The organism is Streptomonospora litoralis, from assembly GCF_004323735.1.
GTDB lineage: Bacteria > Actinomycetota > Actinomycetes > Streptosporangiales > Streptosporangiaceae > Streptomonospora > Streptomonospora litoralis.
Map to the genome: position 1 here is coordinate 1,769,292 of NZ_CP036455.1, position 24,051 is coordinate 1,793,342.

Sequence of the window (24,051 nt, forward strand, 5' to 3'; positions counted from 1 at the left end):
GGGGATCGCAATCAAGGAGCCTTCTTCCATGAAGCCGCAGCAGCAACCCAGTGGTATGCCCATCCACCGCTACCGTCCCTTCCCCGCCGTCGACCTGCCCGACCGAACCTGGCCGTCGGCGACCATCACCACCGCCCCGCGCTGGCTGTCCACCGACCTGCGCGACGGCAACCAGGCGCTGATCGAGCCGATGGACGCCCAGCGCAAGCACGAGATCTTCGCCCTGCTGGTACGCATGGGCTACAAGGAGATCGAGGTGGGCTTCCCGGCCGCCAGCCAGACCGACTTCGACTTCGTGCGGAGCCTGGTCGAGGACGACCTGATCCCCGACGACGTGCAGATCTCCGTGCTGACCCAGTCCCGCCCGGACCTGATCGAGCGCACGGTGCAGAGCCTCGTCGGCGCCAAGCGCGCCACGGTCCACCTGTACAACGCGACCGCGCCGGAGTTCCGCCGCGTGGTCTTCGGCGTCGACCGCGAGGGCTGCAAGAAGTTCGCCGTCGACGGCACCCGCACGGTCATGCGCTGCGTCGAGCAGTACCTGGGCGACACCGAGTACGTCGGCTACGAGTACTCGCCGGAGATCTTCATCGACACCGAGCTGGACTTCGCGCTGGAGGTCTGCGAGGCCGTCATGGACGAGTGGCAGCCCGGCCCCGGCCGCGAGATCATTCTCAACCTGCCGGCCACCGTCGAGCGCTCCACGCCCAACGTCTACGCCGACCAGATCGAGTGGATGAGCCGCAGCCTGTCCCGCCGCGAGCACGTGTGCCTGTCGGTGCACCCGCACAACGACCGTGGCACCGGCACGGCGTCGGCCGAACTGGCCGTCATGGCCGGGGCCGAACGGGTGGAGGGCTGCCTGTTCGGCCACGGCGAGCGCACCGGCAACGTCGACCTGGTCACCCTGGGCATGAACCTGTTCAGCCAGGGCGTCGACCCCATGATCGACTTCTCCGACATCGACGCCATCCGGCGGATCGTCGAGCACTGCACCCAGCTGCCCGTCGCCCCCCGCCACCCCTACGGCGGCGACCTGGTCTACACGGCCTTCTCCGGCTCCCACCAGGACGCCATCAAGAAGGGCCTGCTGGCGCGGGAGGACGACGCCGCCGCGGGGGGCGCCCCGGTCTCGGACCAGCCCTGGAACGTCCCCTACCTGCCCATCGACCCCAAGGACGTGGGCCGCAACTACGAGGCCGTCATCCGCGTCAACAGCCAGTCCGGCAAGGGCGGCGTCTCCTACATCCTGCACCGCGACCACGCCCTGGACGTCCCGCGCCGCCTGCAGATCGAGTTCTCCCACAAGGTCCAGGAGTTCACCGACGCCGAGGGCGGCGAGTTCACCGGCGAGCGGATCTGGGAGATCTTCTCCGCCGTCTACCTGAACGACGACGGCCCGGTGGGCGTGCTGGCGCACCGCTCGCAGACCGCCGACGACGGCGGCTACCGCATCGGCGCCGACGTCCGGGTGCACGGGGAGATCCGCGAGATCACCGGTGGTGGACAGGGCCCGATCTCGGCGTTCTGCGACGCGCTGACCGACGCCGACATCAAGGTGCGGGTGCTGGACTACGTCGAGCACTCGCTGGACGTGGGCAGCGACGCCCGCGCCGCGGCCTACGTCGAAGCCGAGATCGACGGGCGAACGGTCTGGGGCGTCGGCATCCACCACAACATCACCACCGCCTCGCTGAAGGCGGTGTGCAGCGCCATCGGCCGGGCCTACGCCGAGGCCGAGCAGGACTGAGGCGGGTACGGCCGGCGCGCCCGGCCGGTCGGCTCACCGATACGGCGGCGCCGGGCGCGGGCTGCGCAGCCCGCGCCCGGCGCCGCCGCATGTGTCCGCTGACTACTCGCTTCCGAAGTTCTGCGCCCACTTGGTGTCGGTCTCGCCGACACCCACCTCGGTGTTGCCGCAGTCGAGGATGTTGGCGCGGTGGCCGGGGCTGTTCATCCAGCCTTCCATCACCGACTCGGGCGAGGTGTAGCCCGCGGCCACGTTCTCGCCGGACCACGCGTCGTATCCGGCGTCCTCCGCGCGCTCGGCCGGCCCCTCGCCTTCAGGGGTCTCGTGGGCCATGTAGTCGCGTTCCGCCATGTCCCGGCTGTGGGCTTCGGAGGCGGCGGTCAGCCGCCGATCCACGCGCAGCGGGGCGCAACCGGCATCGGCCCGCTCCTCGTTGGCGATGGCCACCACCTGCTGGGCCATGGTCGAGGGCGCGGAGCCGCCCGACGAGGAGTCCGACTGGCCGCCGCCGGTATCGCCGTTGTCTCCGGAGCCGTCGGAATCCTGCCCGGATCCGGAGTCCGGGGCCGAGCCCGAGTCCTGCTCTTGCTGCTCGGGCTCCTGCGAGGGGGCCAGCGTGGCGCCGCCTTCGGCGATCGCGCCGGGCGGCGAAGCGGTCCCCGCGGAGCCGCCGGGGGCGGGGTTTGGCGAGCCACCGCCCGGTGATCCGCGGTCCTGCCCGCCCTGCTGCGTGCCTGCGCTCTGGTCGCCGTCGAAGAAGTCGTCGGCGGCCGGCGGCAGCGCCTCGTCGGCGCCGGGTGCGGCCTCCCCGTTCGCCTGGGCGCCTTGCGTGAGGGGGTTGGCGGAGGGCGGGCCGGCGGCCACGATCAGTGCGGCGGCCAGGCCCAGGCCCACGGGCAGGGCAACCAGTGCCCCGATCAGCGGCTGACGCAGGCGGGTCCCGCGTTCGGCCGGTGCCCCACGGCGGCGGGAGGCCCGCCGGCTGTCCCGGTGCGCGCTCCTCCTCCGCTGTCCGCGCCGTCCTCGTGCCATGGCGTCGAGCCCCCGTTCGATTGGGAATGTGGTTGCTCGCGCGTGATCGTAGAGCAAATCGAGATAGAAGGGGAGTATTGGCCGTGATATGTCTGATTTAGGGCGTTCGTCGGATAGGGGGCATCTCCGGCGTCTTCCCGTGCGCGCGCCGCGGCGCCGCTGCGGCCGTCGTCCGCCCGCCTCGCCCGACGTGCACGTTCGGCCCCGGGATCCGCGACAATGGGAGGGTGAGCCTTTACCGTGACGAAGGAGTCGTGCTGCGCACCCGGAAGCTGGGCGAGGCCGACCGCATCGTCACCCTGCTGACCCGGCGCACCGGCCTGGTGCGGGCCGTGGGCAAGGGCGTGCGGCGCACCAAGTCGCGCTTCGGCGCCCGCCTGGAGCCCTTCAGCCACGTCGACCTGCAGCTCTACACCGGCCGCACGCTCGACGTCATCACCCAGGCCGAGTCCGTGCGCTCCTACGGTGAGTCCATCGTCGACGACTACTCGCGCTACACCGCGGCCACCGCCATGGTGGAGACCGCCGAGAAGATCGTCGTCGTCGAGAAGGACCCCGCCCTGCGGCAGTTCCTGCTGCTCATCGGGGCACTGCGTACTCTGGGCGAAGGCACGCACGACTCCCGCCTGGTGCTGGACGCCTACCTGCTGCGCGCTCTGGCCGTCGCCGGCTACGCGCCCGCCCTGCAGGAGTGCGCCCAGTGCGGTTCGCGCGGGGAGCACCGCTCCTTCGCCGTGCACGCCGGCGGAACGGTGTGCACGGTGTGCCGCCCCCACGGCGCCACCCATCCCGCCCCGGAGACGCTCCGGCTGATGCTGGCTCTGCTCGGCGGCGACTGGCCCGAGGCCGACGCCAGCCAGGAGCGCCACCGCAACGAGTGCAGCGGGCTGGTGGCCGCCCACCTCCAGTGGCACCTGGAGAACGGAATCCGATCGCTGCGTCTTGTGGAGCGCTCTTGAGCCTGTTCAACACCTCCTCCACCGCGTCGGCCAACCGGCCGCCGAACCCGCACCCCAGCGGAGCCCGGCCGCCGGAGCTGCCCAAGGAGCTGATCCCCCAGCACGTGGCGATCGTGATGGACGGCAACGGCCGCTGGGCCAAGGAGCGCGGACTGGCCCGCACCGAGGGCCACCGGGCCGGTGAGAGCTCGCTGTTCGACGTCGTCGAGGGCGCGCTGGAGCTGGGTGTGGGCCACCTCTCCGCCTACGCCTTCTCCACCGAGAACTGGAAGCGCTCGCCCGACGAGGTGCGCTTCCTCATGGGCTTCAACCGCGAGGTCATCCGCCGAAGGCGCGACGAGCTGCACGCCATGGGTGTCCGGGTCCGCTGGGCGGGGCGGCGCGGACGGTTGTGGAAGAGCGTCATCTCCGAGTTGGAGGACGCCGAGGAGATGACCAAGCACAACACGGCGCTGACCCTGCAGTTCTGCGTCAACTACGGCGGCCGCGCCGAGATCGCCGACGCCGCGGCGGCGCTCGCCCGCAAGGCCGCCGAGGGCCGCCTCAACCCCGACCGCATCACCGAGGCCATGCTGGCCAAGCACCTCGACGAGCCCGACATCCCCGACGTCGACCTGTTCCTGCGCTCCTCCGGCGAGCAGCGCACGTCCAACTTCCTGCTGTGGCAGTCGGCCTACGCCGAGATGGTCTTCCTCGACACCCTCTGGCCCGACTTCGACCGCCGCCACTTCTGGCACGCCTGCCAGGTCTACGCCAGCCGCGACCGCCGCTACGGCGGCGCCGTGCCCAATCCCGTCGAGCCCCGACCGACGACCACCGAGGAGGCGCGTTGAGCCCGCTGGACCTCGACACCGACGCGCTGGACTACGTGGCGCTGGGGGACAGCTTCACCGAGGGCGTGGGCGACCCCTACCCGCCCGAGCAGACGGCGGGCCGCCCCGCGTATCGCGGCTGGGCGGACCGCTTCGCCGAGCACCTGGCCGCCCACGTGCCCGGTCTGCGCTACGCCAACCTCGCGGTCCGCGGCAAGCTGATGCGCCAGATCGTCGCCGACCAGCTGCCGCGCGCCGCGGAGCTGAAGCCGGATCTGGCCTCCCTGTCGGCGGGCGGAAACGACCTGCTGCGGCCCGGCGCCGACCCCGACCGGCTCGCCCGCATCCTGGAGCGGGCCGTGCACCGGCTGCAGGAGGCCGGCGCCGATGTCGTGCTGTTCACCGGCGTGAACTTCAGTAGCGGTTTCATGCGCCTGCGCATCGGCACGTTCGCCCGCTACTACTTGAATGTCCGCTCGATCGCCGACCGCAACGGCTGCTATCTGGTCGACCAGTGGTCCATGCGCTCGCTGACCGACCCGCGTGCCTGGGATACCGACCGCCTCCACATGTCGCCGGAGGGGCACCGCCGCCTGGCGCTGAAGGTGTGCGAGACCCTCGGCGTCCGGGCCGAGGGCAGCGGCGACGACGACTGGCCGCCCGCGCCCCCGCTCGACCGGCGCGCCGCCCGCCGGGCCGACGCGCAGTGGGCGCGGGAGTACTTCGTCCCGTGGGTGGGCCGGCGGCTGACCGGGCGCTCGTCCGGGGACAGTGTCGCCGCCAAGCGCCCGGAGCCGCTGCCGGTCGGCGCGCCGTGGACCACCGGAACGCGCACCGGTGCAGGCGGCGAGGCAGCCGACCACACGCGGTAGCCGGCACCCGGAGCGTGCCCGCCCGGGCGGGGGTGACAGTGGTTACAGAATCCGCCCGCGCCGGAACCTACCGTCGCGTAACCCGCGGCGGAAGCGGCATCATCGGTCATCATGAGCGGGTTTGGGAACGGGCGCGACATCATCTCCTACGTGGCTCTCGGTGACAGCTTCACCGAGGGCATGAACGATCCCTACGCCGAGAGCACCGGCACCGGGCAGGAGCGCTATCGCGGCTGGGCGGACCGCCTCGCCGAGCATCTCGCCCGGACGTGCGGCGAGGTCCGATACGCAAACCTGGCCGTGCGGGGCAAGCTGATCCGCGAGATCGTGCAGCGGCAGGTGCCGCGGGCCGTGGAGCTCGCCCCGGACCTGGTGACCCTCTGCGCCGGCGGCAACGACATCATCCGCCCCGGCGGCGATCCCGACGCCACGGCGCGGATCTTCGAGGCGGCCGTGCGGCGGCTGGCGGCCACCGGCTCGCGCATCGTCGTCTTCACCGGGATGGACACCGGTTTTCAGCCGGTCATGCGCCACCTGCGCGGCAAGATCGCCACCTACAACATGCATCTGCGCGCCGTCGCCGACGAACACGGCTGCGACGTGGTCGACCTGTGGAGCATGCGGGTGCTGCAGGACCGGCGGGCCTGGAGCGGCGACCGGCTGCACCTGTCCGCCGAAGGGCACCGGCGGATCGCGCTGCGCGTCTGCGAGCTGCTGGACGCCTGCCCGCCGGCGGACTGGCGCGATCCCTGGCCAGCCGAGGAGCCGCTGCCGTGGAGGGCCGCACGCCAGGATGACCTGCACTGGGCCCGGGAGTTCCTGGTGCCGTGGATCGGCCGCCGCTTGACGGGACGCTCCTCGGGCGACGGGCGCACCGCGAAGCGGCCCGAGCTGGAGCGGTTGGAACCCGCGCGGTACCGGAACTGACGGGTGTTGGCCACCGCGCCGGGCCCGGCGCGGTGCCCGACGGCGCGCCGCAGCGGTCGGCGCCGAGCGCCGGGCAGTGCCGGAGCAGCGGCGGCGCCGGACCTCAGTGCGCGGCGGCGCAGTTCGCGCAGGTGCCGAAGACCTCGACGGTGTGCGTGATGTCGGTGAACCCGTTCTGGGCGGCCACGGAGTCGGCCCAGCGCTCGACCGCCGGGCCCTCGACCTCGACAGCCTTGCCGCATCGGCGGCAGACCAGATGGTGGTGGTGGGTCTCGGTGATGCAGGCGCGGTAGACGGCCTCGCCGTCGTCCGTGCGCAGAACGTCGATCTCACCGGAGTCGCTGAGGGCCTGCAGCGCCCGGTAGACGGTGGTCAGGCCGATTTTGGAGCCCTCCGAGCGGAGGTCCGCATACAGGTCCTGGGCGCTGCGGAATCCGGTGCTCTCGTTGAGGGCCTGGCGTACGGTCTCGCGTCGTGTGCTCATCTTGCTACGCCCCCCTGCTCGGTCTGGGGAATCGTATCGGGCGCGTCCGCCTCCCCGCCTCCCCGGGGGCGGCCGCCGAGGCCCCGCGCGCCGCGCAGCAGATACCCGGCGCCCACGGCGATCGCGAACACGGCGAGGGTGAGCAGCACGATGGCCGCGCCCGGTGCGACGTCGGCGTAGTAAGCGGTGGAGAGCCCGCCCAGCGCCGAAGCCGTGCCGATGACCACGGCCAGCGCCAGGGTGACCTTGAAGCTGCGGCTGAGCTGCTGTGCGGCCGCCACGGGAACCACCATCAGTGCACTGACCAGCAGCACACCCACCACGCGCATGGCCAGGACCACGGTCAGGGCGGCGGTGATCGCGATGACCAGGCTCAGCAGGCGCACCGGCAGGCCGTGGGCGCGGGCGACCTCCTCGTCCTGGCAGAGGACGAACAGTTCGCGGCCGAAGTAGCCGACGGTGCCCAGCACCAGTGCCGCCAGCACGGCGACCAGCACGATGTCGCCGCCGGTGACCGTGCTGACCGAGCCGAACAGGTAGGCGGTGAGGGTGGCGGTGGTGGTGCCCGGCGCGAGGCCGATCAGCAGCACCCCACCCGCGATCCCGCCGTAGAACAGCAGCGCCAGCGCGACGTCGCCGCTTGTGCGCGCGCGGACCCGGACCAGTTCGATCAGCCCGGCGCCCACCGCGGCGACGACGGCAGCGGTGGCGACCGGAGACGTGCTGGTCAGAAATCCCAGCGCGACGCCGGTGAGGGCGACGTGGCCGATCCCGTCGCCCAGCAGGGCGAGCCGGCGCTGCACCAGGAAGGTGCCGATGACCGGCGCGACCATGCCCACCAGTACGGCGGCCAGCAGTGCCCGGCGCATGAAGTCCAGCTGGAGCATCTCAGCCACGGCGGGGAACCTCGATGTCGGGCAGGGCGGGCGGGGCGGGCTCGTGACCGGCGTGCGGGTGCACGTGGTCGTGTCCGGGACGGGCGCATTCGCCCTCGGGCGGGGGAGGGGCGCCGTCGTGGGCGACGCGGCCGCCGGAGAGGACGACGCTGCGGCCGATCAGCGGCTCCAGAGGGCCGAGTTCGTGCAGGACCAGCACGACGGTGGCGCCCCGGGCGCTCAGCCGGGTGACGGTGCGGGCGAGCGCCCGCTGGCTGGCGGCGTCCACACCGGCCATCGGCTCGTCCATCAGGAAGGTGTCGGGACGGGCGGCCAGCGCCCGGGCGATGAGCACCCGCTGCTGCTGTCCGCCGGAGAGTTCGTGGACGGAGTCGCGGGAGCGGTCGGCGAGGTCGACCGCCTCCAGCGCCTCGGTGACGGCGGACCGCTGCGCGGCGGTGGTGCGGTGCAGCCGGCGCCGCCGGGACACCTGTCCCGAGGCCACGACTTCGCGCACCGTGGCGGGTACGCCCCCGCCCGCGGAGAGCCGCTGGGGCACATAGCCGATCCGGCTCCAGTCGCGGAAGCGGCGCGGCTGCGCGCCGTGCAGTTCGATCCGGCCGGCGGAGAGCGGGACCAGGCCGAGCATCGCGCGCATGAGCGTGGACTTGCCCGAACCGTTGGGGCCGAGGATGGCCAGGGTCTCGCCGGCGGCGACCTCCAGGTTCACCCCGCCGAGGACGGGGGTGCGGTCATAGGAGACCGAGGCGTCGACCACGCGGACGGCGGGAGGCGCACCGGAGGCGGTGCGGCCGGGTGCGGCGGTGCCGGTGGCAAGGGTGGACACACTTCGAGTATGAAGAAAACGAAAACGGTTGTCAAAATTGGCGAAAGTCCTCGAAGGCGTGCCCTTCAACGGCCGGCGCCGCCCCGCCCGCCGCCACAGGCGCGCTCAGAACAGCCCGGTCTGCAGTACGCCCAATCCCAGCAGCACCGCGATCGCCACCACCCGCATGGCCCGCTCGCCGGTGCGCAGGCGCGGCCAGGTGAGGAACGCCAGCCAGGCGAAGAACGCCGCGATCAGCACCAGCGGCAGCGTGCCCAGTGCCCCCGGCAGCACCAGGCCCGCGATGAGGGCCGCGCCCATGACCGCCGGCAGCAGGAGGCGCGGAGCGTTGTGCAGCCACACCAGCGGCACCGCGCTGCGCCGCTCCACCTCTTGGCGGAAGCGGCCGGAACCGGGCGTGTAGAGCGTGTCGCCGGGCGGCAGGGGACGCGACGCGCCCGACGCCCCGGACGTAGGGGCGGAGCCGGTGGACCCGCCCGCTGCCCGCTTCTTGCGCTTGGCCGACACCTTCTCCTCCACCCTGACCGCCGGTGCACCCGCCGCTGCGGTTCCTGCCCGAAAAAGTCTAGGTCGTCGACGGGAGTTCTCGGAGCCCTGCGGATCCCCCGAAATCGCCCGGCTCCGCCCGAGGCGCTCCCGGGAACCACGTGCGACGCCGCGGACCGGGCCGGTGCGCCCGCGAAGCGGCCGCAGCGTGGCGGTGCCGCCCCGCCGAAGCGGCGGCTGTTCGAACGGCGGCGCGCCGGCCGCGCTATCCTGTCCGTTGCGTGGGGCCTTCCGGCGTCGGACGAAGGCGCCTCGCCCCGCGCTCGCCGCGTTCGCCCCGGGGCGGTGCCGTCACAGCGAACACCAAGCTTCGGACGATACACAGGGACGGTCGCCTTCGGGCGGCGGCGACCGTGAACGCCGGCGGAGTCGGGGGAGGACCACGCGGCCGGGCGGGCCGGGGGCTGTCTCGGCGACGCTGTGCTGTTTACCGGGCACTTACGCACAGTGACCTAGGTTGGCTCCCCACCGCCGCAGGCCCCCGGTCCGATCCTCGTGCTCCGCAAGCGCCACGTCGGGAGAGTAGTTTTTCCGTGCCGAAGTTCAGCGTCATCGTGACTTTCGACGTCACCGAACCGCACCTGCAGGACAGCCTCGACTCGCTGGCGCGCCAAGACCAGCGCCGCGACGAGGCGGAAGTGGTCCTGGTGCCGGTGGCTGCCCGCGCCGGAGAGGATGCGGGCGAGGCGGATACCGGACACGCGGAACCGCATTCGGCGGATTCGGGGGAGTCGGCCGCACCGGCCGACGGCGCCGGCGACCCGGTCCCGCCGCCCGTCGCCGCGGGCGTCTCCAGCGCCGCCGGCACGGACGAGGCCGACGAGTACGACGCCGACCCCGACGATGCCGAAGACGCGGGTACAGCTGCACAGCAGCCGCAGGAGGCCCCCGACGAGGAGAGCGACGAGGCCGTGGACACGGCCCGGACCGAAGGACTCTCAACGGCGCGCGAGTTCGCCGCGGCCCCGCCCGCGGGGCTGCGCACCACACTGGCCGAGCGGTCCGCGCCGTCCCACGGCGCCGCGCGCGCCGCCGGAGCCGCCGCCTCCACCGGCGAATACCTGATGTTCGTACAAGGCGGGGACATGCTGAGCAGCTACGCCCTGTCCTACCTGGGCGGCTGCCTCGACGACTCCGGCTCCGACCTCGCCACCGGCGACGTCTACCGCTTCAACGAGCTGGGCACGCGGCCGTCCGCCGCCCACCGCAAGGTCTTCGCCCGCACCCGCACCGGCGTCGACGTGCGCGCACATCCCGCCCTGCTGTCCGACCGCCTGCACGGCAACAAGCTCTGGCGCCGCTCGTTCTGGGACCATCTGCCCGCCGGCTCGTTCGTCCTCCGCACCGATGCCGGAGGGGACCCGGACCGCGACACCGACCTGGACGTGGTCCGCGCGTTGTTCGCCGCCTGCTCGATCGACGTGCTCGTCGCCCCCGTGCACCTGCTGCGCGACCGCGACGCCGTCGACGACCTCGCCACCGCGCCGGGGCTGTCCCGCCGCCTCACCGCCCTGACCGAGCTCTCCACCGCGCTGAGCGGGCCCGATCGCGAAATCTGGGACTCGCGCGCGCTGCGCAGCGACGTGCGGTCCATCCTGCTGCGGATGGACGGCGCCGACGACGACGCGCGCAGGGTGTTCCTCGACCTGGCCAACGCCTACCTGGACACGGTCGCGCGCAGCGTGCTGGACAGCCTGGGCCCGCTGCACCGGCTGAACTACTTCCTGGTCCGCAAGCGCCAGGAGGAGCGCCTGCTGGAGACGGTCACCTTCCAGAAGAGCGTCGAGCTGAAGAAGGCGCCGGTCGTACGCCGCGGACTGCACTACTACCTGCGCTACCCCTTCTTCGAGGACGCCGCGGCAGGGGTGCCGCGCGAGGTCTACCGAGCCGACAGCGAACTCAAGGTCCGGCAGAAGACAGAGTCCGTCGAGTGGCGCGACGGCCGTCTGGTGGTCTCCGGCCGGGTCGGCGTGGTGCATCTGCGGGCGGCCCGCCGCTGGCACCAGCAGATCCTCGCGTTCGCCGTCGACACCGAGACCGGGCGGCGCACCCCCGTCCCCGTCAAGGTCCGCAGGGCCGCCGAGTACCGACTGCCCGACCTGCCCACCGCGGCCCGCCACGACTTCGGCGGCTTCGAGATCACCCTCGACCCGGAGCGGCTGCGCACGGGCGGCGGGTGGCAGTCCGGGAGCTGGCAGTTGGAGCTGGTGGTGGTCAACCGCGGCCTGGTGCGCCGCCGCATCGTGGGCAATCCGGTCAGCGGACCGGTGGAACGGCCTCCCTACCAGCGCGTCGACGAGGACGTGTGGGTCCGCCCGGCTTGGGACGGCGACCGCCGGCTCGCCGTGGAGGTCGCCCCTGCCAAGGCGCGTCTGGACGGGCACCGCATCAACCGGGCCGGGGCCCGTCCCGAGCTCGTGCTCAGCGGCGAGTTCGTCGCCCCGCCCGCGGCGGAGGCGCGGTGGCTGCGGCTGACCCGCGCACCGGGCACGGCCCGGCTGGAGTATCCGCTGGAGGTCGACGGCGCGCGCTTCTGCACGCGGGTGCCGGTCGACGACATCGTCGACAACGCCGTTGACGAGGGCACCCGGTTGCTGCGCCAGGAGCACTGGACCGCCGACCTGGTCACCCCCGATGGCCAACTCGCCCCCGTCGCCCTGCCCGACGAGGTGGAGTCCGCCGCCTACGAGGCCGTGGACGGCTACCACGAGCTCGCCGTGCAGCGCACCGGCAACGGCTATCTGCGGGTGCGCGGCGGCTGGGCCCACCCCGTGGTACGCGAGGTGTCCTGGTCGGGCCGCAACCTCGTGCTGGAGGGCCGCTACTCCGCACCGGCCGGCGCCGGACTCGTCTTCAAGGCCCTGGGCCGCGACGAGGAGCACCCCGTCTCGCTCACCCGCGACGGCGCCGCCTTCCGGGCCGCGTTCACCCCGGCCGACATCCCCACGCTGTCGGGCACGCTGCCGCTGTCCGCCGGCAGCTACCAGCTCTGGGCGCGGGTGCGCCGCGGCGACGGCCCCGCCACCGACGTCGGCGCCGAGGTCGACGCCGAACTGCTGCACCGCCTGCCGCTGCGCATGGAGACCCCCGAGCGCACCTACACCTTCGAGGACACCGGCAGCGAGATGCCCGTGCTGCGCGTGGCCAGCGACCTGCGTCCCGAGGAGAAGGGAACCTTCGCCCAGCAGCGGCTGCGCGATTCCGTCTACCCGGCGCTGCGCGAGGAGCCGCTGCAGCCGGGCATCCTCTTCGACAGCTACACCGGACGCCAGTTCTCCGACAGCCCGCACAGCATCTACGCCGAGCTGCGCTCCCGGGGGGACTGGGCCGAGTACCCCATGTCGTGGCTGGTCAAGGACGGCCAGGTGAACCTCCCCGGCGACCTGGAGCGGGTGCGCCACAACGGCGGCGACTTCTACGAGGCGCTGGCGCGCAGCGCCTACCTGGTGACCAACTCCCGCCAGCCGGCCTGGTTCGCCCGGCGCCCCGACCAGGTCGTGGTCCAGACCTGGCACGGGTCGATGCTCAAGCGCATCGGCTTCGACATCGAGAACATCCGCGGCAAGGCCCGCGACTACCACGAGAAGCTGGCCTGGGAGACCAAGCAGTGGGACTACCTCGTCTCGCCGAGCCCGTGGGCCACACCCATCCTGCGGCGCGCGTTCCGCTTCGAAGGCGAGATCCTGGAGACCGGCTACCCGCGCAACGACATCTTCTTCTCCCCCGAGCGCGAGGCGATCGCGGCCCGCATCCGGCGCCTGCTGGGCCTGCCCGAGGACAAGAAGGTCGTGCTCTACGCGCCCACCTGGCGTGACGACAAGTACTACACCCGCGGCAAGCACAAGCTCGATCTGCACCTGGACCTGCAGCGGATGTACGAGAAGCTGGGCGAGGACCACGTGCTGCTGGTGCGCCGCCATCCGCGGGTCGTCGACAGCGTGCCGGCCGTGGGCCGCGACTTCGTCTACGACGTGTCGCTCTACCCGGAGATCATGGAGCTGTTCCTGATCACCGACGTGCTGGTCACCGACTATTCGTCGATGATGTTCGACTTCGCCAACACCGGCCGTCCGATGCTGTTCTTCACTTACGACATCGAGAGCTACCGTGACAACCTGCGCGGGTTCTACTTCGACTTCGAGGAGACCGCGCCGGGGCCGCTGCTGAAGACCTCCGACGACGTAATCGGCGCGCTGGTGGACGTGGACGAGGTGGCCGCGGCCTACGGCGGCAAGTACCGGGAGTTCACCGACCGTTTCTGCCCGCTGGACGACGGCAACGCCTCCGCGCGGGTGGCCGACCGGGTCTTCGGCGCGGGCTGAACCGGCCCGCCCGGCGGCGGGTCCGCGTTGTCGCCGCGGAGTGAGAGGATGGGCGGGTGGTCGTGATCACCCGTTTCACCGTTTCCCTCGGCGGCGAGGACGCTTTCGTCGCCCGTGCCGAGGCCGCCGTCGAGGCTATGGCTCGGCGCCCCGGCTTCCGCGGTTCGCGCATCGGGCGCGCCGCCGACGACCCGCAGTTGTGGACGGTGGTCACCGAGTGGGAGGGGCCCGGGGCCTACCGCCGGGCCCTGTCGAACTTCGACGTACGCGTGGCCGCGGTGCCGCTGCTGTCGGAGGCCCGCAACGAGCCGAGCGCGTTCGAGGTGGTCGCCCGCCGCGACGCGGCCGACGAGCAGGCCGGTGCCGGGGGAGGGGCGCCGGGCTCCGGGGGCTCCGCGGTCTGAGGTCCCGCGCCCGGTGCGCCGCGGCCCGCGGAAACCGCGCGGGCAGGGGAAAACCGGTCGAAGGGTGCCGTTCCCGTGCGTATCGTCGTGGTTGCACGTCCGCTCTGAGCAGTCCCTTAAGCTGGGCACTCACCGTCAGTACATCGCGTTGCGCGATCCGCCGACCGCCAGCCGGATGGAGAATCGAGAGATCTTATGGCCGCCAAGTCAGAGGCAATGGACGCCCTTGTCAACCTCGCGAAGCGTCGGGGTCTGGTCTACCCCTCCAGCGAGATCTACGGGGGTCTGCGCGCCTCGTGGGACTACGGCCCGCTGGGTGTGGAGCTGAAGAGCAACGTCAAGCGCCAGTGGTGGCGCGCCATGGTCCAGGAGCGCGACGACATCGTCGGCCTGGACTCCAGCGTGATCCTCGCCCGCGAGGTGTGGGAGGCATCGGGCCACGTCAACGCCTTCGTCGACCCGCTGACCGAGTGCCAGTCCTGCCACAAGCGCTTCCGCCCCGACCACCTCGTCGAGGCCTACGAGGAGAAGCACGGCCACGAGCCGGAGAACGGCCTGGACGACCTCGCCTGCCCCAACTGCGGCGCCAAGAAGTCCTTCACCGAGCCGCGTATGTTCAACGCGATGCTGCGCACCTACCTCGGCGCCGTGCAGGACGACGAGTCGGGTCTGGCGTTCCTGCGGCCCGAGACGGCTCAGGGCATCTTCATCAACTACCTGAACGTGCAGCAGAGCGCGCGCAAGAAGATCCCCTTCGGCATCGGCCAGATCGGCAAGTCGTTCCGCAACGAGATCACGCCGGGCAACTTCATCTTCCGCACCCGCGAGTTCGAGCAGATGGAGATGGAGTTCTTCGTCCGCCCCGGCGACGACGAGGAATGGCACCAGTACTGGATCGACGGCCGCATGCAGTGGTACGCCGACCTGGGCATCTCCAAGGACAACCTGCGGCTCTACGAGCACCCGCAAGAGAAGCTGTCCCACTACTCCAAGCGCACCGTCGACATCGAGTACCGGTTCAACTTCACCGGTTCGGAGTGGGGCGAGCTGGAGGGCATCGCCAACCGCACCGACTTCGACCTCTCCACGCACTCCCGGGCCTCGGGCGTCGACCTCTCCTACTTCGACCAGGAGGCCGACGAGCGCTACGTGCCCTACGTGATCGAGCCGGCGGCCGGTGTCGACCGGGCGGTGCTGACCTTCATGCTCGACGCCTACAACGTCGACGAGGCGCCCAACGCCAAGGGCAAGATGGAGAAGCGCGCGGTGATGCGGCTGGACCCGCGCCTGTCGCCGGTCAAGGCGGCCGTGCTGCCGCTGTCGCGCAACACCGACCTCTCGCCCAAGGCCCGCGACCTCGCGGCTACTCTGCGCAAGCGCTGGAACGTGGAGTTCGACGACGCCGGCGCGATCGGCCGCCGCTACCGCCGCCAGGACGAGATCGGCACGCCGTTCTGCATCACCGTGGACTTCGACACCCTGGAGGACAACGCGGTCACCGTGCGGGAGCGCGACACCATGTCCCAGGAGCGCGTCTCGCTGGACCAGGTCGAGATGTACCTGGTGGAGCGCCTGCCGGGCGTCTGAGTCGATGCGTCCGGTCGCCCGGACGACCGGACGACCGGACGCGGCGCGGCCGGGAGAGCGGCCGGAAAGCGAGGAGGCGACCGGACCCGGGGGGATGTGGTCTCCGGTCGCCTCACCCGGCCTGCCGGGCGCACACACCCGCCAGAACCGGTTCTAACGCTATCCGCGGAACCCTCGCGAGTCGCGCGGTTCCTGCCCACTCGTCCGATCCTGTAAGTGAATCGTGACGGATCGGGCGCATCTGCCCCGCCGTGTCCCGCAGGCTCGTCCGCCACCCCGGCAGGAACAGGTTCCAGGGTGGCTTGCTCGGCGTCTTGTCCGTCGGACCGCGGCGGGCTCAGCCGGCCGTGTAGACGACGAACGAGACGGCGATGTAGTGGCAGATGTAGGCGGCGATCGTCATCGAGTGGAAGACCTCGTGGAACCCGAACCAGCGCGGGGCCGGGTCGGGCCGTTTGAGACCGTAGACCACCGCGCCGCCGCTGTAGAGCACGCCGCCGACGAGCGTGAGGATCCAGGCGGCCGGATGGGTGCCGCCGATGAGCTGCGGGATGAACAGCAGGGCCACCCAGCCGATCGCCAGGTACAGCGCCGTGGAAAGCCACCGGGGTGCGTTCAGCCAGAACATCTTGAACACCACGCCGGCGACGGCGCCCGTCCAGATCAGCGCGAGCATCGCCGTCCGCAGCGTGCCGTCGAGGACCAGTACCACGAAGGGCGTGTAGGTGCCGGCGATGATCAGGTAGATGTTCGCGTGGTCCATGCGGCGCAGCACCGCCACCGCGCCGCTGGACCAGCGGCCGACATGGTAGACCGCCGAGGTGGAGAACAGCAGCACCGCTGTGGCGGCGTAGACGGCGGCGGCGATGCGGGCCTGCAGTCCGGGCGCCAGGCAGACGAGCACGATCCCGGCGGCGAGCGCAGGCGGCGCGGTGCCCAGGTGCAGCCAGCCGCGCAGCCGCGGCTTGACGACCTCGATGAGGTCGGCGGCGAGACCTAGGGCCCCGTCCTGCTGCTGGTCGGGGGGTCCCGGGTCCGGGCGCGTCGCGGTGTCATCGGATCGCTGTGCGCACACCTGCTCCTCCGTCCTCCTGTGTGCCGGTCGCGGCCGGGCCGCGCGGGCGCGGGGTGGTGGGCCTCGTGCGGCGTCGGCGGCCAAGCGCCGCCGCGAAGGCGCCTCAGCGGCGATCCTAACCTACGGACGCGTAGGTTACTCGCCGGTAGTGATGTGTCTCCGGGCACAGGCCGACCGGGTTGCCGCCGCCGGCGCCGACCGGCCTGCGCCGCGGCCTGCGGTCACGCGTAGGATCTCGCGGACCGCGTCGAGTGCACACCCGGGATGGCGTTGTTGCGGAACGCGTCGACGAACAGGGCGCGGTCCTTGCGCGCCTGTTCGGCGTACTGCCGGGCGAACTCGGTGTTCCAGGAGATGAACTCCTCCTCGCGGCCGTCGAGGACGTTCATGAGGGCTTCTTCGGTCTGGAACGGCACCAGCGACTGGTCGGAGTCGCGGTCGGAGACGCAGTGCGCCTTGGCCGTCGCCCGGCCCAGGTAGGCCGCGACCGGACCGATGTCGTCGGGCTCGGTCAGGTCGCTCCAGTCCAGGTCGTCGGAGTAGGGGGAGAGCTCGGAGACGACGAAGCCGACGCCGTTCAGCTCCGTGTGGCCCAGCAGCGGGTCGGCGTGGGCCTGCAGCGCGCGCTGGGACAGGGCCGTGCGGTGGCCGTGGTGCTTGAAGTAGCCCTGAATGGCGGTGTCGGTGACCACGCGGGCCGGCGCGGCCACGTTGCCCTGCTTCATCGACAGCACGATGTCGTTGTCCAGGGCCTCGCTGAAGCCCTCGATGAGGATGTTGTAGGCGGGCAGTCCGGCGCTGCCGATGCCGAAGCCGGACTTGCCCACGACGTCCTTCACCCGGTAGGCGATCGAGTTGTAGCGCTTGTCGTCGGGGATGGTCGCCCGGTAGGCATCGAATGCCGAGCACACCGCGTCGCGCTCGGCGTCGTTCAGCCGCCGCACGCCCGAGCCTTCGCGGAAGCGGCGGTCGGCGTCCTCCACCCGCGTCATGGAGTCCAGCAGGGAGACGCGGCTGCTGCGCCGACTGCGCTTGAGGACCTCGCGGATCGCTCCGTCGGTGGTGTCGAGCCGCAGCGAGAACGCCTCGTCCTCGCTGTGCTCGGCGAACCAGCGCACCTGGTCGACATAGGCGCGCACGTAGGTACCCACGAGGGCGTCGATGTCGGCGTCGGAGAGCGCCTTGCGCCAGCTGAGCAGGGCGACGCTGGCCACGAACCGCCGGACGTCCCAGGTGAAGTGGCCCAGGTAGGCCTCGTCGAAGTCGTTGACGTCGAAGATGAGGGCGCCCTGGGCGTCCATGTAGGTGCCGAAGTTCTCGGCGTGCAGGTCGCCCTGGATCCACACCCGCGACGTGCGGTCGTCGGCCCAGGGGTCCTCCAGGTCGGCGACGTCGGCGTAGAAGAGGCACGCGCTGCCGCGGTAGAAGGCGAACGGGTCCGCGGCCATCTTGCGGAACTTGGTCCGGAAGGCGTCGGGGGCGGCCTCCATCAGCTCGGAGAAGGCGTCGACGAGGGTGGCGACGATCTGCTCCTGGCGCTCGGAGTCGGATGAAGCGGGCACAAGATCAGTGAATTCGGGCATGGGCACATACTCCCAGCGCCGCGGTACCCCGTGCAGCACCCGCGGACAGGCGATTCGCCGCGCGTCCGGGTGTGCACGGTGCGCTTCGAGGCGGTGGGGCGGCAGTGCGCACCGGGCGGGGCGCAGGCCGCGCCCCCGGGCCTCGCCATCGGCGCAGTGGACCATTTCGGCCTCGTCCGCCCCGGGATACCGCTGTCGGTGATTCGCGGCGGGACGCACCCGTTATCACCTGCACATCCGCACGCACCGGGGTCGGGCAGTGTGCTCCGGTGAACGGTGGCGGCGATGATTTGTCCAGACCATTGGTATAGACCTGTTGGAGCGCTTCTACCTGCGAAAACTTCAGTAGTAGGGTGGGCTGCGAGGTTTTAACGCGTCAGCTGGGTAGAGTCGCGCCCATCCGAGGACGAGCGGCCGTACAAGGTCCTTCCGAGAGCAGGGAGACACCGTGCCCAAGTACGTTTACGAGTTCGCCGAGGGCAGCAAGGACCTCAAGGATCTACTCGGCGGCAAGGGCGCCAACCTCGCCGAGATGACCAATCTCGGTCTGCCGGTGCCGCCGGGGTTCACCATCACCACCGAGGCCTGCCGGCACTTCCTGGCCCACGGCGACATGCCCGAGGGCCTCGACTCCGAGATCGACGCGAAGCTGCGCGCACTTGAGGGCGCGATGGGCAAGCGGCTCGGCCAGTCCGACGACCCGCTGCTGGTCAGCGTCCGCTCCGGCGCCAAGTTCTCCATGCCGGGAATGATGGAGACCGTCCTCAACATCGGGCTGAACGACGACTCCGTGCACGGGCTGGCCGCCCAGTCCGGCGACGAGCGCTTCGCCTGGGACTCCTACCGGCGGCTGATCCAGATGTTCGGCAAGACCGTCCAGGACATCGACGGCGAACTCTTCGACGACGCCTTCGAGGACATCAAGCGCCAGAAGGGGGTCAGCGACGACCTCGACCTGGACGCCGCCGACCACCGCAAACTCGTGGACGTCTTCAAGGGCATCGTCGCCGAGCGCACCGGCCGCGAGTTCCCCGCCGACCCGCGCGAGCAGATGGACCAGGCGGTGCGTGCCGTGTTCGGCTCCTGGAACGCTCCGCGTGCCGTGCTCTACCGCCGCCAGGAGCGCATCCCGGTGGACCTGGGCACAGCCGTCAACGTCTGCGCCATGGTGTTCGGCAACCTGGGCATGGACTCCGGCACCGGCGTCGCCTTCACCCGCGACCCCGCCTCCGGCCGCCAGGGCGTCTACGGCGACTACCTGCAGAACGCCCAGGGCGAGGACGTGGTGGCAGGCATCCGCAACACCGTTCCGCTTTCCGACATGGAGCGCATCGACGCCGACAGCTACGCCGAACTGCTGTCGATCATGGAGACGCTGGAGAACCACTACCGCGACCTGTGCGACATCGAGTTCACCGTCGAACGCGGCAAGCTGTGGATGCTGCAGACCCGGGTGGGCAAGCGCACCGCCGCGGCCGCCTTCCGCATCGCCGACCAGCTCATCGACCAGGGCATGATCACCCTGGACGAGGCGATCGAGCGCGTCACCGGCGACCAGCTCGCCCAGCTGATGTTCCCCCGCTTCGCCGAGGACGCCGAAGGCCACGTGCTCGGCAAGGGCATGAACGCCTCGCCCGGGGCGGCGGTGGGCAAGGCCGTCTTCGACTCCTACACGGCCATCAAGTGGTCGCGCAGCGGTGAGGACGTCATCCTCTGCAGGCGCGAGACCAACCCCGACGACCTGGAAGGGATGATGTCGGCCGCCGGGATCCTGACCAGCCGCGGCGGCAAGACCTCCCACGCCGCCGTCGTCGCGCGCGGCATGGGCAAAACCTGTGTGTGCGGGGCGGAGGAGTTGGGCATCGACACCAAGAACCGCCGTCTCACCGCGCCGGGCGGCGAGGTCGTCGAAGAGGGCGACGTCATCTCCATCGACGGCACCAGCGGCCGCGTCTACCTCGGCGAGGTGCCCGTCGTCTCCTCCCCGGTCGTGCGCTACTTCGAAGGCGAGATCGACCCGGCCTCCGACCAGGCCGACGACCTGGTGCGCGCCGTCGACCGCATCATGCACTACGCGGACGCCGCGCGGCGGCTGCGGGTGCGCGCCAACGCCGACAACGCCGAGGATGCCGCTCGCGCCCGCCGGATGGGCGGCGAGGGGGTCGGGCTGTGCCGCACCGAGCACATGTTCCTGGGCGACCGGCGCCAGCTCGTCGAGCGGCTCATCCTCGCCGACACCGAAGCCGAGCAGAACGAGGCGCTGGACCAGCTGCTCCCGCTGCAGCGCGACGACTTCGCCGAGGCGTTCGCCGCGATGGACGGGCTGCCCGTGACCGTCCGCCTGCTCGACCCGCCGCTGCACGAGTTCCTGCCCGACATCACCGAGCTGTCGGTGCGCGTGGCCGTCGCCGAGTCGCGCGGCGAGAGCCACGAGAACGACCTGCGGTTGCTGCAGGCGGTGCACAAGCTGCACGAGCAGAACCCGATGCTGGGCCTGCGCGGCGTGCGGCTTGGCCTGGTCGTGCCCGGCCTGTTCACCATGCAGGTCCGGGCGATCGCCCAGGCCGCCGCGAAACTGCTGCGGGACGGTGGGCGGCCGCGCCCCGAGGTGATGATCCCGCTGGTAGGCACTGTCCAGGAGCTGGAGATCATCCGCGACGAGTCCGCGCGGGTGCTGCGCGAGGTCGGCGCCGAGTACGGCGTGCAGCTGGACTTCCCGGTCGGGACCATGATCGAGCTGCCGCGCGCGGCGCTGACGGCCGCACAGATCGCCGAGAGCGCCGAGTTCTTCTCCTTCGGCACCAACGACCTCACGCAGACGGTGTGGGGCTTCTCCCGTGACGACGTCGAGGCGTCCTTCTTCTCCGCCTACCTGGAGAAGGGCGTCTTCGGGGTGTCGCCGTTCGAGTCGCTGGACACCGAGGGCGTCGGGCGGCTGATCGAGATCGCGGCCGCCGAAGGCCGCGCCGCCCGACCCGGCATCAAGCTGGGTATCTGCGGCGAGCACGGCGGCGACCCGGACTCGGTGCACTTCTTCCACCGCGCCGGGTTGGATTACGTGTCGTGCTCGCCGTTCCGCGTCCCCGTCGCCCGGCTGGAGGCGGGCCGCGCGGCCGCCCGCGGCTAAGGCGTGCGCTCCGGCTGCGCGGCGGCCCATCGGTGGCGCCGGGGCCCGCCGCGCAGCCGGAGCAGAAGACGCGCCGTCGACACACCCGACCGGCGGCGGTTGCGGCCCGCGACCGGGACCGCGGGGGCCGCGGAGATCGCGGAGAAGGGCGCCGACCGGCCCTCGGCGTACCTTCGGCGGCGGTGCGGAACCCGATGGGCTCACCGGAGCACGGACCGCGCCGTGAGGCGGCTTTCGGCATGCACCTTCGGCATGCACCGGGCGGCCCCGGCGTCGGTTATCGTCGGGCGTATCCGACGATCACAGCGGGGGTGACAGGTGCCAGGAGCGGGGGAAGACCGCAGAGGTTCCGCCTGGCAGGAGGAGGCGTCCGGGCATCCGGCCGAGGCCACCCGCGTCTTCACCCGGCACGCCGGCAGCACCGGCGCGCCGGGCGCCGCAGCGGAGTGGACGCAGCCGCTCTCCCACGCCGATTACACCGATACCGGCACCCCCGGCACCCCCGGCACCCCCGGCGCGACCGGCGGCGGCGCGGGCCCGTGGACCGGGGCGTCCGACGGCGACGCCGAACGCGAAGGCCCCGATTCCTTCGACACCCACCCCCCGGCTCGCGGGGGAGCGCGCCCCGGTGGAGAGCGGACACGCGTCATGCGGCGCCCCGGCCGCGCTCCCGATGCCGCGCCCGACTCGCCGGACGGCCCCGACCGCGGCGGCGGGAGCCGCCCGCCCGCGCCGCGCCCCGTCCGCCGGCGCCGCTTCCGACTGCGCTGGATCGTCACGTTCGTGCTGCTGGCCGTGCTCGCCGCTCCTCCCGCCACCTGGGCGTGGGTTTGGTACACGGCTCGGGCCGACGAGCGCCCGGCCTCCGACGCGATCCTGGTGCTGGGCGCCAGCCAGTACAACGGGCGGCCGTCGCCGATCTTCGAAGCGCGGCTCGCCCACGCCGAGACCCTCTACCGCGAGGGCGTCGCGCCGGTGCTGATCACCGTCGGCGGCAACCAGCCCGGCGACAACTACACCGAAGGCGGCTCCGGGCGGGACTGGCTGGTCGAGCAGGGCGTACCCGCCGACGACGTCATCGCCATCAAGCAGGGCAGCGACACCCTGCAGAGCGTCGAGGCCGTCTCCGGCGTCTACGAGCGGCGCGGATGGTCCAGTGTGGTGATCGTCACCGACCCCTGGCACAGCCTGCGTTCGCGCGAGATGGCCGAGGACCACGGCATGGAGGCGGCCACCTCGCCGTCCCGGTCGGGTCCGGCGGTGATCAAGCGGGAAACCCAGTTGTGGTACATCACCCGCGAAACCGCATCGCTCTGGTACTACTGGATCTTCGGCGACAGCAGCGACATCGAGGTCGACGCCGCCTGAGCCGACCCCCCCCCGGGCCGGCCGGAGCCGAGGCGGCCGCGGACCGATCGGCGGCACCCGGTGCCGCCGGCCTGCGGTGTCGCAGCCGAGCGCAGCGGGCGCACGTTGCATAGAGTCGACATCGACCATGGCAGCCATCGACGAGACCCCACCGCGCGGCTACAGCGCCCACGACCGGCGGCGCTGGGCCGCCGAACCGGCCAAGAGCCGCGCCCGCGGCCCCTTCGAGCGCGACCGCGCCCGCGTGCTGCACAGCTTCGCGCTGCGCCGCCTGGCCGCCAAGACCCAGGTCGTGCAGCCGGGCGCGAGCGACTTCCCGCGCACCCGGCTGACCCACTCGCTGGAATGCGCCCAGATCGGCCGCGAGCTGGGCGGGTCGCTGGGCTGCGATCCCGATCTGGTCGAGGCGGCGTGCCTGGCCCACGACCTCGGGCACCCGCCGTTCGGCCACAACGGGGAGAAGGCGCTGGACGCCGCCGCAGCGGAGTGCGGCGGCTTCGAAGGCAACGCGCAGAGCCTGCGGCTGCTCACCCGCTTGGAGGGCAAGGTCGTCGTCGAGGACGATAGGCCCGGCGGCGCCGGCGATGCGGTTCCGGGACAGGTGCCGGGCTCCGGCCCGCCGGAGCCGTCCAGCGCCGGTCTCAACCTCACCCGCGCCACGCTCGACGCCACCCTCAAATACCCCTGGCCGCGGGACAGTGCGGGCTCCGGCCGGAAGTTCAACTGCTATCCCGACGACCTGGCGGTCTTCGAGTGGATCCGCGCCGACGCGCCTGCCCCGCGTGTCGGCGGACTGCCGCCGACCTGCTTCGAGGCCCAGGTCATGGACTGGGCCGACGACGTCGCCTACTCCGTGCACGACCTGGAGGACGCGCTCTACGCCGGGATGATCCAATTACCGGAGCTGCACAGCCGCGCCGAGCGCAACGGCGTGTGCGCGGTGGCGGCCGACCTCTACGCCGACGCCGGCGCGGGCGAGTTGGAGGAGGTCTTCGCCGACCTCATGGCCGAACCGTTCTGGCCCGCGGACTTCGCGGGCGACCTCGGCTCGCTGGCGGCGTTGAAGAACCTCACCAGCGAGCTCATCGGACGCCTGTGCCGAGCCGCCGAGCAGGCCACCCGCGCGGCGTGCGGGCCCGAACCCATCACCCGCTACGCCGCCGACCTCGTCGTCCCGCGCCGCAACCTGCTGGAATGCGCGCTGCTCAAGGCCCTCACCGCCCACTACGTAATGGGTCGCTCCGAAGCGGTGGCCTACCAGGCCCGCGAACGCGAAATCGTTGCCGAACTGGTCGACGCGGTCCGCCGCGGCGCCCCGGCAACCCTCGACGGCCCGTTCCGCACGGCCTATGAGCGGTCCCCCGACGACGCCGCCGCCCTGCGTGTCGTCATCGACCAGGTCGCCTCGCTCACCGACACCTCCGCACGAACGTGGCATGACCGGCTGGTCTCCTGACGGGGAGCGCGGCGGTCGGGGCCGG

At 71.8% G+C, this 24,051-nt stretch carries 18 protein-coding genes; 11 read left to right on the forward strand and 7 right to left on the reverse strand.

From position 1 onward, the window contains the following. The first annotated feature begins 28 nt into the window (after positions 1–28). On the forward strand, positions 29–1,750 hold the full coding sequence (gene leuA / locus EKD16_RS07440) for a 2-isopropylmalate synthase (RefSeq protein WP_131097713.1): 1,722 nt from the start codon (positions 29–31) through the stop codon (positions 1,748–1,750). A 102-nt stretch (positions 1,751–1,852) separates the two neighbouring features. Here the strand turns inward: leuA and EKD16_RS07445 are convergent, their stop codons facing one another. Next, positions 1,853–2,644, reverse strand: a complete 792-nt coding sequence (locus EKD16_RS07445) for a CAP domain-containing protein (protein ID WP_242677281.1) — start codon at positions 2,642–2,644, stop codon at positions 1,853–1,855. Positions 2,645–3,009: 365 nt separating this feature from the next. Between EKD16_RS07445 and recO the strand changes: the two genes are divergently transcribed. The 4 genes from recO (at position 3,010) to EKD16_RS07465 (ending at position 6,352) form a co-directional block, all read left to right on the forward strand. After that, positions 3,010–3,741 carry a DNA repair protein RecO gene (gene recO / locus EKD16_RS07450; protein WP_131097715.1) on the forward strand — a complete coding sequence of 244 codons (732 nt, stop codon included), beginning with the start codon at positions 3,010–3,012 and terminating at the stop codon, positions 3,739–3,741. Further along, a complete protein-coding gene (locus EKD16_RS07455; protein WP_131097716.1) occupies positions 3,738–4,574 on the forward strand; it encodes an isoprenyl transferase in 837 nt (278 codons plus the stop codon). The genes recO and EKD16_RS07455 overlap by 4 nt, the downstream gene beginning before the upstream one ends. Beyond that, positions 4,571–5,425, forward strand: a complete 855-nt coding sequence (locus tag EKD16_RS07460) for an SGNH/GDSL hydrolase family protein (RefSeq protein WP_242677282.1) — start codon at positions 4,571–4,573, stop codon at positions 5,423–5,425. Before EKD16_RS07455 ends, EKD16_RS07460 begins: the two co-directional genes overlap by 4 nt. 111 nt (positions 5,426–5,536) lie before the next feature. After that, positions 5,537–6,352, forward strand: coding sequence for an SGNH/GDSL hydrolase family protein (locus tag EKD16_RS07465; RefSeq protein ID WP_131097717.1), 816 nt, complete (start codon positions 5,537–5,539; stop codon positions 6,350–6,352). A 103-nt stretch (positions 6,353–6,455) separates the two neighbouring features. On the opposite strand, the gene EKD16_RS07470 is transcribed toward EKD16_RS07465, so the two are convergent. The 4 genes from EKD16_RS07470 to EKD16_RS07485 all read right to left on the reverse strand — a co-directional run bounded on the left by EKD16_RS07470 (position 6,456) and on the right by EKD16_RS07485 (position 9,065). Beyond that, the gene (locus EKD16_RS07470) at positions 6,456–6,836 is read right to left on the reverse strand and encodes a Fur family transcriptional regulator (protein ID WP_131097718.1); all 381 of its coding nucleotides are present in this window, start codon (positions 6,834–6,836) and stop codon (positions 6,456–6,458) included. Further along, entirely contained in the window at positions 6,833–7,732 is a 900-nt protein-coding gene (locus EKD16_RS07475; protein ID WP_131097719.1) for a metal ABC transporter permease, read from the reverse strand. Before EKD16_RS07475 ends, EKD16_RS07470 begins: the two co-directional genes overlap by 4 nt. Then, the gene (locus EKD16_RS07480; protein ID WP_131097720.1) at positions 7,725–8,558 is read right to left on the reverse strand and encodes a metal ABC transporter ATP-binding protein; all 834 of its coding nucleotides are present in this window, start codon (positions 8,556–8,558) and stop codon (positions 7,725–7,727) included. The genes EKD16_RS07475 and EKD16_RS07480 overlap by 8 nt, the downstream gene beginning before the upstream one ends. A 105-nt stretch (positions 8,559–8,663) precedes the next feature. Continuing rightward, entirely contained in the window at positions 8,664–9,065 is a 402-nt protein-coding gene (locus tag EKD16_RS07485) for a DUF6703 family protein (protein ID WP_394347317.1), read from the reverse strand. Between the two features lie 572 nt (positions 9,066–9,637). Between EKD16_RS07485 and EKD16_RS07490 the strand changes: the two genes are divergently transcribed. The 3 genes from EKD16_RS07490 (at position 9,638) to EKD16_RS07500 (ending at position 15,417) form a co-directional block, all read left to right on the forward strand. Beyond that, complete coding sequence (locus EKD16_RS07490; RefSeq protein WP_131097721.1) at positions 9,638–13,426, forward strand: CDP-glycerol glycerophosphotransferase family protein; 3,789 nt, start codon at positions 9,638–9,640, stop codon at positions 13,424–13,426. A gap of 56 nt (positions 13,427–13,482) precedes the next feature. After that, positions 13,483–13,830 (forward strand): antibiotic biosynthesis monooxygenase family protein, encoded by a 348-nt coding sequence (locus EKD16_RS07495; RefSeq protein ID WP_131097722.1) that lies wholly within the window; start codon positions 13,483–13,485, stop codon positions 13,828–13,830. A 195-nt stretch (positions 13,831–14,025) separates the two neighbouring features. Then, positions 14,026–15,417 (forward strand): glycine--tRNA ligase, encoded by a 1,392-nt coding sequence (locus tag EKD16_RS07500; protein WP_207391451.1) that lies wholly within the window; start codon positions 14,026–14,028, stop codon positions 15,415–15,417. A 337-nt stretch (positions 15,418–15,754) separates the two neighbouring features. Here EKD16_RS07500 and trhA read toward each other — a convergent pair whose 3' ends face one another. Continuing rightward, entirely contained in the window at positions 15,755–16,492 is a 738-nt protein-coding gene (gene trhA, locus EKD16_RS07505; RefSeq protein ID WP_131097723.1) for a PAQR family membrane homeostasis protein TrhA, read from the reverse strand. A 221-nt stretch (positions 16,493–16,713) separates the two neighbouring features. After that, positions 16,714–18,075, reverse strand: a complete 1,362-nt coding sequence (locus EKD16_RS07515; RefSeq protein ID WP_131097725.1) for a DUF2252 domain-containing protein — start codon at positions 18,073–18,075, stop codon at positions 16,714–16,716. A gap of 448 nt (positions 18,076–18,523) precedes the next feature. Here EKD16_RS07515 and ppdK point away from each other — a divergent pair, with 448 nt between their 5' ends. The 3 genes from ppdK to EKD16_RS07530 all read left to right on the forward strand — a co-directional run bounded on the left by ppdK (position 18,524) and on the right by EKD16_RS07530 (position 24,026). Then, positions 18,524–21,202, forward strand: coding sequence for a pyruvate, phosphate dikinase (gene ppdK, locus EKD16_RS07520; protein WP_131097726.1), 2,679 nt, complete (start codon positions 18,524–18,526; stop codon positions 21,200–21,202). A gap of 318 nt (positions 21,203–21,520) precedes the next feature. After that, on the forward strand, positions 21,521–22,570 hold the full coding sequence (locus EKD16_RS07525) for a YdcF family protein (protein ID WP_242677283.1): 1,050 nt from the start codon (positions 21,521–21,523) through the stop codon (positions 22,568–22,570). Between the two features lie 127 nt (positions 22,571–22,697). After that, positions 22,698–24,026: a deoxyguanosinetriphosphate triphosphohydrolase gene (locus tag EKD16_RS07530; protein WP_131097727.1), complete on the forward strand. Its 1,329-nt coding sequence runs from the start codon at positions 22,698–22,700 to the stop codon at positions 24,024–24,026. The last annotated feature ends 25 nt before the right edge of the window (positions 24,027–24,051 follow it).

Excerpts from the sequence above, each read along its gene's own strand:
- leuA (WP_131097713.1), top strand. The coding sequence starts at position 29 with ATGAAGCCGCAGCAGCAACCCAGTGGTATGCCCATCCACCGCTACCGT.
- EKD16_RS07465 (WP_131097717.1), top strand. The coding sequence starts at position 5,537 with ATGAGCGGGTTTGGGAACGGGCGCGACATCATCTCCTACGTGGCTCTC.
- EKD16_RS07470 (WP_131097718.1), bottom strand. The coding sequence starts at position 6,836 with ATGAGCACACGACGCGAGACCGTACGCCAGGCCCTCAACGAGAGCACC.
- EKD16_RS07500 (WP_207391451.1), top strand. The coding sequence starts at position 14,026 with ATGGCCGCCAAGTCAGAGGCAATGGACGCCCTTGTCAACCTCGCGAAG.
- EKD16_RS07515 (WP_131097725.1), bottom strand. The coding sequence starts at position 18,075 with ATGCCCGAATTCACTGATCTTGTGCCCGCTTCATCCGACTCCGAGCGC.
- EKD16_RS07530 (WP_131097727.1), top strand. The coding sequence starts at position 22,698 with ATGGCAGCCATCGACGAGACCCCACCGCGCGGCTACAGCGCCCACGAC.